6 protein-coding genes are annotated in these 10440 nt (G+C 35.4%); all 6 read left to right on the top strand.

From position 1 onward, the window contains the following. Nucleotides 1-310 precede the first annotated feature (310 nt). Nucleotides 311-3298: a SusC/RagA family TonB-linked outer membrane protein gene (locus ABFR62_01345; GenBank protein MEN8137055.1), complete on the top strand. Its 2988-nt coding sequence runs from the start codon at nucleotides 311-313 to the stop codon at nucleotides 3296-3298. 9 nt (nucleotides 3299-3307) lie between these two features. Then, nucleotides 3308-4792, top strand: coding sequence for a RagB/SusD family nutrient uptake outer membrane protein (locus ABFR62_01340; GenBank protein MEN8137054.1), 1485 nt, complete (start codon nucleotides 3308-3310; stop codon nucleotides 4790-4792). A gap of 49 nt (nucleotides 4793-4841) precedes the next feature. Then, the gene (locus tag ABFR62_01335) at nucleotides 4842-6326 is read left to right on the top strand and encodes a SusF/SusE family outer membrane protein (protein MEN8137053.1); all 1485 of its coding nucleotides are present in this window, start codon (nucleotides 4842-4844) and stop codon (nucleotides 6324-6326) included. Nucleotides 6327-6927: 601 nt separating this feature from the next. Next, a complete protein-coding gene (locus ABFR62_01330; protein MEN8137052.1) occupies nucleotides 6928-7554 on the top strand; it encodes a hypothetical protein in 627 nt (208 codons plus the stop codon). 175 nt (nucleotides 7555-7729) lie between these two features. Continuing rightward, nucleotides 7730-8356, top strand: coding sequence for a hypothetical protein (locus ABFR62_01325; protein ID MEN8137051.1), 627 nt, complete (start codon nucleotides 7730-7732; stop codon nucleotides 8354-8356). 231 nt (nucleotides 8357-8587) lie between these two features. Further along, entirely contained in the window at nucleotides 8588-10378 is a 1791-nt protein-coding gene (locus ABFR62_01320; protein MEN8137050.1) for a long-chain fatty acid--CoA ligase, read from the top strand. Nucleotides 10379-10440: the final 62 nt, after the last annotated feature.

The raw sequence follows: 10440 nt of genomic DNA, 5'->3' as shown, positions 1-10440 counted from the left end.
AAGTGTATTAAGTACATCTACTGACGAACGACAGTGTTAAGTGGTTGAATAGCATGAAATAATGGATGAAACTCATTTTAGGAAAGTTTTTTGTTAAAATTCAATTTAGAATCATTCTAAATTGAATTTTAACAAAAACAGTGTCATTGTCATATTCTTGTAAAGTCAAGTGTATCAGGGACACTCAGACGAGAATAGAGGATGTTGATCAGGAAAAATGACTAAGTGTATTTTGTACATTTTTTTTTTTGTCAACCCAAATACAATGATAAATTTGTTTTTAGGAAAGTTTAACTAATTATATACAGAAATGAGGAAAGTTTACTTGAAGGCTACCATGCTAATGGTGGCGTTTACTCTGTTGTCATTTACTAATCTGATAGCACAAAATATATCAGGTGTAGTAAATGATGAGAACGGGGAACCCCTTCCCGGGGCGTCAGTACTTGTTGTCGGTACTACAAATGGTACAACAACAGATTTCGATGGAAACTATTCCATCGATGTTACAGATGATCAAGTTCAAGATGGTCAGTTTACGTTAAGTGCTTCTTTTATGGGGTACAAAGAATCAACTATAACATTAAGTTCTGGTTCAGATCAGGTTTGGAGTCCAAGCCTGGAGCCTGATGCAGCTGTTTTGGAAGATGTTGTTGTTGTTGGTTATGGTGTTCAGAAAAAAGAAGATAAAACTGGTGCGGTAGCTAGTATAAAAGCTTCTGAACTTAATACTGGAGTATTGACAGATCCTATTCAGGGTTTGCAAGGTAAAACTCCAGGGGTTCAAATTTCAAAAAAAGGAGGGGATCCAAATGGAGGATTTTCGATTAAAATTAGAGGGTCTTCAGGATTTGGCTCTAATACAGATCCATTGTATGTAATTGACGGGGTTCCCGGAGCTGATCCAACTTCTATTGCTCCTGAAGATATAGAATCATTCAACGTATTGAAAGATGCATCTTCAGCAGCTATTTATGGGTCAAGAGGAGCGAATGGTGTTATCCTGATAGAAACTAAGAAAGGAAATAAAGATGGCGTTACAACTGTTGATTTCAATACCTACAATTCAATGGATGTTGTTGCAAAACGATTCGATTTACTTAGTGCATCTGAACTGAGAGAATATGCATCAGATACAGGTAAAAATTTCTCTGACGGAGGTGCAGATACGGATTGGCAGGATGAAGTTTTCCGTACAGGGCATTCACAGTCGTATAACTTGGCTTTTTCTGGTGGAGCTGAAGATTTTAATTACCGTGCTTCTATATCTCATTTAGACTTTAAAGGTGTTATAAATGGATCTAGTAAATCTCGTGATATTGCTCGTATAAACATGACTCAGAAGTCTTTGGATAACCGTCTTACCTTAAGTGGTAATCTTTCTGCTACTATTGAACATAATAATTATGTAAAATATGATGGAAATGGATTTCAGGACGTAATTTTCCAAATGATTCAACATAATCCAACCGATCCAATTTATAACGAAGATGGTTCTTATAATCGTTCTGACAGGTTCAATTACTCAAACCCTGTAGCTTTGATAGATGATATTCAAAATGAACGTGATGCAAAAAGAATAAATGGAAACTTTAAAGCTGATTTTGAAATTATTGAAGGTCTAAAGGCCGGAGTTAATATGGGATATGTTAGAAATGATCATGAATCATTCTTTTTTGTACCAAGCTATAGCGAAGCAACAACCACAGGAGGAGAGGGAAAAAGAGAATATGATAACTTTGAGTCTAAATTAATAGAATCAACACTTTCTTATAATAATTCTTTTTCCAATGTTCATAATTTGAATGCTGTTGTAGGTTATTCATTTCAGGAGGATACTAAAACCGGGTTTAAAGCCTCTGGAACAGGTCCTATGTCGGACTATGTAGAGTCTAATAATTTAGAAGCTCTATCAATCGTGGGCTTAGGTGGTATAACTTCATTTAAAGAAGAGAACAGATTGATATCATTTTTTGGACGTGCAGCATATAATTATAACTCGAAATATTATGTAACAGCAACATTGCGTCGAGATGGTTCTTCAAGATTTGGAACAAATAAAAAATGGGGAATTTTTCCATCGGGATCTGTAGGTTGGGTTCTTTCTAAAGAGGATTTCCTAAGTGATTCAGAATTTATAGATCAATTGAAATTACGTGCTGGTTATGGTTATACCGGAAATCAGGAAATTGGAAATTATCTTTCAGTACCATATGTTGGAATTCAGGGAACTGCAATCGATCCTGAAACAGGTAAACCTATTCCTGTTTTTGGTTTAACAAATAATGCAAATCCAAATTTACAATGGGAGTCAAATGCCGAACTTAATATTGGTTTAGATTTTGCTTTTCTAAACAGTCGAATATCCGGATCAATAGAGTATTATAATAAACGTACATATGATTTGTTGGGAGAATACAGAGTACCTGTTCCTCCATACAAGCATCAGTATATATGGTATAATGGAGGTGAGGTAAATAATACAGGAATAGAATTGTTCCTTGAAGCTTTTGTTATAGATAATGAAAATCTTAACTGGAAAACATCTTTTTCTTTTTCAGCTAACAGACAGGAAATAATTGCATTAGGAGATGAGAAATTTAATTTAGATTTCAAAGAAACCGGGTGGATACAAGGACCGGGTATGGTAGGTGTAGCTTCGCAGCGTGTTGCTCCAGGTATGTCATTTGGAACATTTTACGGATATAAATATGCCGGTATGTCAACAAATGGAGAGTGGTTGTTCTACGACAAGCAAGGAAAATTGAAAAATTACGATGAACTTCAGCGAATGTTGAAACAAGGGGATGATCAAAGACAAGTTTTGGGAAGTGCATTACCTGATTTTGAGATAGGATGGTCGAATTATATCACACTGTATAAAAACTTTGATATGAATCTTGTTTTTAGAGCAGTTTATGGTGCTGAAGTGTTAAATGTTACAAAAATGATATTTGGCAACCCTTCTATATTACCAACTAACAATGCATTGACAGATGCCAAGGATTTGACCGGAGTTTTATCAGATCCTCCAATATATTCTGATTATTATATAGAGGATGGTTCATTTATTCGTTTAGAAAATATATCACTAGGTTATAATTTCGATACAGATAATGTAAATTGGTTACGTAAGGCAAGATTGTATTTTAATGTAAATAATGTATTTGTTCTAAGTGGATATTCTGGAATAGATCCTGAGATGGATTATGGAGATAATGATAATAAAGGGATAGACCAATATAATGTATATCCAAAGACAAGATCATTTACTTTAGGACTTAATGTTGGATTTTAATTATACAAGATGAAAAGAATAATATTATCAATAATAGCAACAGGATTTATGACTTTGTCTTGTACAAAGTTAGATGTAGACCTGTATAACCAAATTCCGGTTGAAAAATTTCCAGAGAATGCTGGTCAGGTAAAACTTCTTCCGGCTCCTGTGTACAAACAATTACAGAGGATGACAGATAATGGTGGATGGTGGTTTGCACAAGAAGTTACCGGTGATGCGGTTTGTGCACCAACACGTCATACCGATTGGGATGATGGAGGTAAGTGGCGAGATTTACATTTGCATAACTGGAATAATCAGACTGAATCTGTTAGTCAGATGTGGGATTTCTTTTATGGAGGTGTTAATGAGGCTAATCAGGTAATTGAAACCTTGGAACCATCTGGCGATAATCCTGATGTAGTCCCAATAATTGCCCAAATGAAAGTAATGAGAGCATACTATTACTATTTATTAATAGATAATTATGGAGGTGTTCCTTATGTTACTTCGTTTTCAGAAGCAGATCCATCTCCAGAGAAAATGGATAGAGCATTAGTGTTTGCAGAGGTAGTGAAAGAGCTGGAAGATAATATAGATTTTCTTCCTGAAACATCATCTAAAACTGTTGTCAATAAATATACAGCCTATACAATATTGGCGAAGATGTATCTTAATGCTGAGGTGTATACTGGTACTCCGGAATGGGCAAAAGCTGAGGCTGCAGCTCAGGCTGTAATTGATGGAGGAATGTATTCACTAGAGGCAGGGGTATCAGCTCCATTTGTTACTAATAATGATAACTCTGTAGAGAATATTTTCACTATACCATATGATGAAATTAACTTTACGAATTTCAACCTTCATATGAGAACGCTTCACTATCAGAGTCAGGCAACATTTGATATGGCAACCGGTCCTTGGAATGGATTTGCTGTAATGGCAGACTATTATAATAGTTTTGACGATGCTGATTTACGTAAGGAGAAGTACTTTTTAGTGGGGAAGCAGTACGCTATTGACGGAACAACAGTATTAATTAGTGAGCGTTCAAATGAACCACTTGTGTTTACAGTTGATATACCTGCATTACATATGGATCAGAGTTTTTCTGCAAAAGAGGCTTATGATTCAGGAGTAAGAGCTAATAAATTTGAGGTGAAAGTTGGCGCAATGCAAGATCTAAGTAATGATTATCCAATTTTTAGATATGCCGATGTCCTATTGATGAAGGCAGAGGCTGCTGTTCGTCAGGGTAAAAGTGGTGATGCAGAGATGAATATGACAAGAAGTCGTGCAGGTTTGGCAGATTTAAGTGGAGCAACTTTGGATGATGTTTTATTGGAACGTAAACATGAGATGTTCTGGGAAGGTCACAACCGTCAGGATTTAATCAGATTTGGTAAGTTTGGTGAAGCCTGGTGGGAAAAGGATGCTGTTGCTGACGGTTCAAATTTGACTTACCCAATACCCCAATGGGCTATAGACGCTAATCCAAATTTGGGAAAATAATTTAGTAAATAACAAAAACAATAGATATAATTAAATTTTAACAAAAGTTATGAGGAATATTAATTTTATTAAAACACTATTCTTAGTGTTGTTTGGGTCTATTTTATCCTTAAATAGTTCATGTAGTAAAGATGAGCCGGGCGATGATCCAATAGAATATTTGGCAGACGGATACTATATAAAAGGTTCTGCAACAGGAGATAAAACTTTAGCTATAGATACTCCTCAAATGGTGGAGCCAAGTAGTGATTTTGCTACTAAAGTTGGAAGAGCCGGTATGATGTATGGTATTCACTACCTTTCGGCTGGTGAAATAGCATTATCCAAAGTAGTTGATGGGAATGAATCTTCAATTGGAGCAACAGATGTTACTCAAGTAACTCAGGAAGAAGAAGCAGGTGAGGCTTTTGATTATGTAGCTGGTACTCTCGCAGCGGGAGCAACAGACACTTATACAGTTCCTTCTGAAGGATTGTACTATATCATGACTGATGAAAATACGTCTAAGTTTTGGGTGATGAAAATCAATAACATTGAAATAAATGTTACAGGAGACAAAGCTGAATTAACTTCAGGTAGTGCCGATGCTGCAACTTTTGAAGCTGCTTCTGTTGAGCTTAGAGCTAAATTTAAAATTAGATTTAACACAGCATGGAAATTTGTTCTTGAAGATGTTGCATGGAATGAAGCTGATGCAGCCGGATTTGCAGATGATCATGTTCGTCCGGTACTTTCTTACGGTGGTACTGTTGATGCTTTAACTGCAGATGGTGGTGATATTGAAATAGTAACAGACCAGTTATTAAACTTCTCTTTCAACTGGGTAAGTGGTGAAAAAGGTATCGCAGGTTTAACTATCACAACTGAAGATGCAGGTGAATTACCTCCACCAGAATTCCCTGATGTATTATATATGACAGGTGGTTCTGTTGGTTCTGGCGCATGGGGCTGGGCAGATGGACAATATATCGAAATGATTCCTGTACATAGTAATCCTCATTTATTTTATTCTATTCAGTGGGTTGATCCTGAGGCAACTGATCCAGGATTTAAATTCTCACCTGAATTAGATTGGGGTCCTTCATTTGGTATTGATCTTGCTGCTGGTGAAACTGATGGTGTTTATGGAAAAGGAGGAGACAATGGTACAGTTGCAGAAGCTGGTTACTATTCAATAGTTGTAAACCTTGAAACTGAAACTATTGAAATTAATGCTCCAAATATTCACGGTATTGGTGATGCTTTCGGTGGATGGGATGCTGCTCAGGAAGCTACTAAATTTACAGTTGACAATTCTGCTAAGGTGATTACTTCACCTTCACTAGTTGCTGATGCTAATGTACGTATGCATGTTGCTGCTGCTACTTTAACTAATGCTGATGGAAATGCAGTAGACTGGTGGCAAGCTGAATTTAATGTGATTGACGGAGTGATTGAGTACAGAGGTGCCGGTGATGACCAGGCTGCTGTAGCTGGGTCAACAGGTCAGGTTGTTACTCTTGATTTTGTTAACGGTACAGGTACAATTCAATAATATATTGAATCAAAATAATGAATAAGAAGGAAATGTAAACTACTTCTCATTCTCTGTAGGAAGCCCCGAATTTATTTCGGGGCTTTTTTCTTTATGAAAAGTTAAATTTTTAGAAAAGTTTAATATGTTCTGTAGTAGTAGATTAACATTAAATTATGACTACGGAAACTGTTTGTCTTATCGTGATTGCTTAACTTTGCTATTGGCAATGAAACCTTTATTACCTGATAATCTTCAAATCTGCTTAGGCATTAAGCGCTTAATCTTCATTTAAAGGTAGTGTGCTTAGTATAAATAATTCGTTTACATTATAGTACTAATACCCGCCTTGTTATTATTAATTTACCGATAATGCATTTGTGAATAACACATTTTAGGATGCTGATTTTTTTCAGTTTCTGATAAATTACCCTCTCACCTTTTAGTTTTATTAAATATTTAATTAGAGTTCTAGAATAGAATTTATGTCTCTAACATGTATTATCTGGTAATTTAATATGTTTAATAAATGATCTACTATAATATAATCTTTTGATATTGTTTTAGTAGGAGCAGATTCCGAAAAGCTAAAGAGTAGGAAGTTATTTTAATCTTGTAAAAAATGAAAACTTTAATTTTTAGAATGCTTGTATCTATAATAGTTATAAGTGTTTGCTCTTGTTCGAAGGATGACACTAAGGAACTGGAAGTATATCCTGATGAGGTTGTAGAACTCGTATCATCTACTATTTTAGAGGAATTGGAAGGATTGAAAATGACTATTAACAGAGGAGATGATCCTCCTGCGATAGAAGGTACTTATATAATTGGTCCTTGTGAATTTGATTGTAGTAATTTGGTTGAAAATATGGATGGTTGCTATCTACCTGATATAAAGGTTAGTTTTTATAATCATGTTGTTGGAGATAAATCTCTGGTTATTAGTCATAATTATTGCTTTGATAGTAATTATGAAGGAGGAAAATGTGATTCAAGCAAAGATACCTATATCATGGGAGAGGGGCGTAATTTCACTGTGTTTTCGCGTATTACAATGCATAAGGAAGTTAATCCGGCAGTCTTTGTATGTGTCATATCCGGAACAATAATAGAAGAAGGGATAGTTGATACTAAGGTAGCACGCTTCATGTATGACGATTTGGGTGACCCTTTGGGCAGTATGATGGAAGTAGGAAAAGGTATTATTTTCTTTGATTCTGACGGATTATCAGAAAGAATAGTTAATTGACGATTCTTAGTATTTATGCTATTGGTGTTGTACACTCAGTAGTACTGTGTTTACTGAGAATTAGATATTGTAATATCTCATTTCATGATAAGTCTAAATTATTAATTATAAAAAAATAGTAAAAAGCAGATACCGAAAAGCTAAAGAGTAGGTTAATACATAAAACCTTACTAAAATGAAAAAGTTAATTCAAATATTGTTTATTCCGATTCTGATAATTGGAATGAGTTTAGTGTCATGTACCAAAGATTCGGATGTAGTTGGAGGTTCTTCAGATGATCCGGAATACCCTCGCGAAGTAACTGATATTGTTCCTTTAGATTTTATACACAAAATGAAAGCTAATAATATGCACATTTTTAAAGGAGAGAACCCTCCTATGATAGAAGGTACATATAGAATTAGTCCGGTAGTACTGGAGTGTAGTAATGTAGAGGCTGACGTTGCGGGATGTGCATTCAATGATGTTGAAGTTACATTTAGTCAACAGGATAATATGCATTTAGCAGTAGATGTTAGCTATAAATGCGGGGATGTAACAGTAACATGTGCAGAAGCAAGTGTTATAGGCGATGAATTTAATTTCACTGTTTTTACGAAGATAACTATGTCTGTTGGTAATTCTCCGGCAGATTATGTTTGTTCTATTTCCGGTGAAATGGTTAATGGCGGCATATCAGGTTTGTATATAGCGCGATTTATGCACGATGATTATGGCGATCCGCTTGATTGCTTGATTGAATGTGGTAAGGGAAGAGTTCTTTATGATTTTGACGGATTCTCTGAAAGAGTAAGTGATTAAACCGAAACAATAGATCTAAATCAATTATAGCATATTATGTGTATAAATAAGCCCCGCACAATTGTGGGGCTTTTTGTTTAAATTAAATTATTGTTGAATTTTAGATAGTTGAATTATTAATCTTGCAATTTTTTAACATTAAAATTGATCGTTGTATATATAAAGGAGTTAAAATTTTATTTTTTTATTAAAAATCATTAAGTTTAATGACTAATTCATAATACTGATAAGATGGAAAATAAGATCTCTAGAATATTCCAGCTGGATAAAATAATTGCAGAACATAATTTAGATACTGTAATTGCAGGTAAAGAGAATGGCAAATGGCGTAAATACGGAGCACAGGAGTTTCGTGAAGTATCTACAAACATAGCCTATGGTTTGCTTGATTTGGGTATTGGCAAAGGAGATGTAGTTTCTGTTATTTCAGCAAACAGGAGCGAATGGATGTTAGTAGATATGGGGATTGCCAAAATTGGAGCGGTAAATGCGCCAATTTATCCGAACATCAATACAGAAGAATATGAATATATTATAAATGATTGTCAGTCGCAGGTGCTATTTGTTGGAGATCAGGAGATTTATGATAAAATAAAGGATATTCCTAAAGCTAACCCTCAGGTGAAAGCCGTGTATTCGTTCGATGACCTCGAAGGAGTTGAGTCGTGGAAAAAACTTGTGGAAAGAGGAGAGAATGCTGTTCTTCCGTCGAAAGTAAAAGATATTCAGATAGAAGTTAAAGAGGATGATTTATTTACTCTTATCTATACTTCCGGAACCACCGGAAAGCCAAAAGGAGTGATGTTGTCGCACAAAAATATTATTCACCAGTTAGCTGCTATTTCCGGAGGTTTTCCGAACGAGTTAGGTTGGAGAGCATTGAGTTTTTTGCCGCTTTGCCATGTTTTCGAAAGAGCTGTTTCGTACTATTATCTTTTTAATGGAATTAGTATTTGGTATGCCGAAAGTATCGAATTGGTTGGTGAAAATATGAAAGAAGTACAGCCTCATATGTTTACAACTGTTCCCCGTCTTTTGGAAAAAGTTTATGATAAAATTACCTCAAAAGGAGGTGAATTGAGCGGAATTACAAGATCATTGTTTTTTTGGGCTCTTAACCTTGGCTTAAAGCATGAGATGAATGGTAAAAACGGATGGTTCTATGAATTTCAGTTAAAACTTGCCAATAAGATTATTTTCAATAAGTGGCGTGAAGCTCTTGGCGGAAATATGGTTCAGATATTTGTTGGTGCTGCAGCTCTGCAGCCGCGTTTGGCTAAAGTATTTACCGCTGCAGAAATACCTGTTTATGAAGGGTATGGCTTGTCTGAAACTTCGCCTGTAGTAGCAGTGAATTTACCTAGTGATAACGGAAAATATTATGGTACTGTTGGGCCGCTTTTACCGGGAGTAGAAGTGAAAATAGCACCTGAGGAGGGGAAAGAAGAAGGAGAAGGAGAAATATTGGTTAAAGGAGCAAATGTGATGATGGGCTACTTTAATCTTCCTGAAAAAACTGCTGAAGTAATGGAGGATGGTTGGTTCCATACCGGAGATATTGGGAAAATGGTTGAAAGCAGGTTCCTTAAAATTACCGACCGTAAGAAAGAAATTTTCAAGACATCGGGAGGTAAGTATGTAGCTCCACAGGTGATGGAGAATAAATTCAAAGAATCAATCTTTATAGAGCAGGTTATGATAGTAGGAGAAGGACAAAAACATCCGGCTGCCTTTATAGTACCTTCATTTGTTACTTTACATGAGTGGTGTAGACGACATAATATTGGCTATACTTCAGATTCGGAGATGATTCAGGATCATAGAGTAATAAAAAAGTTTGAAGAGGAAGTAGATAAATACAACCAGGGATTTGCCGGTTATGAAAGAGTTAAAAAGTTTGAACTTTTCCCTAGTACATGGGGTGTAGATTCCGGAGAACTTACGGCTACTCTAAAGCTTAAAAGAAAGCCTATTATTGAAAAATATAAAGAACAATACAATAAAATATACAATATTGAATAAGTTGAGTTAAGAGATATTTTATCAAATTTTATTTTTACCCCGGGTAGATAGTTTAGAAACAC

This window comes from Bacteroidota bacterium (assembly GCA_039714315.1).
Classification (GTDB): Bacteria; Bacteroidota; Bacteroidia; order Flavobacteriales; family JADGDT01; genus JADGDT01.
Note: the sequence above shows the minus strand (reverse complement) of the source record. Positions and strands in the feature narration are given on the sequence as shown.

Coding starts and splice junctions, on each gene's coding strand:
- ABFR62_01345 (MEN8137055.1), top strand. CDS start 311: ATGAGGAAAGTTTACTTGAAGGCTACCATGCTAATGGTGGCGTTTACT.
- ABFR62_01340 (MEN8137054.1), top strand. CDS start 3,308: ATGAAAAGAATAATATTATCAATAATAGCAACAGGATTTATGACTTTG.
- ABFR62_01335 (MEN8137053.1), top strand. CDS start 4,842: ATGAGGAATATTAATTTTATTAAAACACTATTCTTAGTGTTGTTTGGG.
- ABFR62_01330 (MEN8137052.1), top strand. CDS start 6,928: ATGAAAACTTTAATTTTTAGAATGCTTGTATCTATAATAGTTATAAGT.
- ABFR62_01325 (MEN8137051.1), top strand. CDS start 7,730: ATGAAAAAGTTAATTCAAATATTGTTTATTCCGATTCTGATAATTGGA.
- ABFR62_01320 (MEN8137050.1), top strand. CDS start 8,588: ATGGAAAATAAGATCTCTAGAATATTCCAGCTGGATAAAATAATTGCA.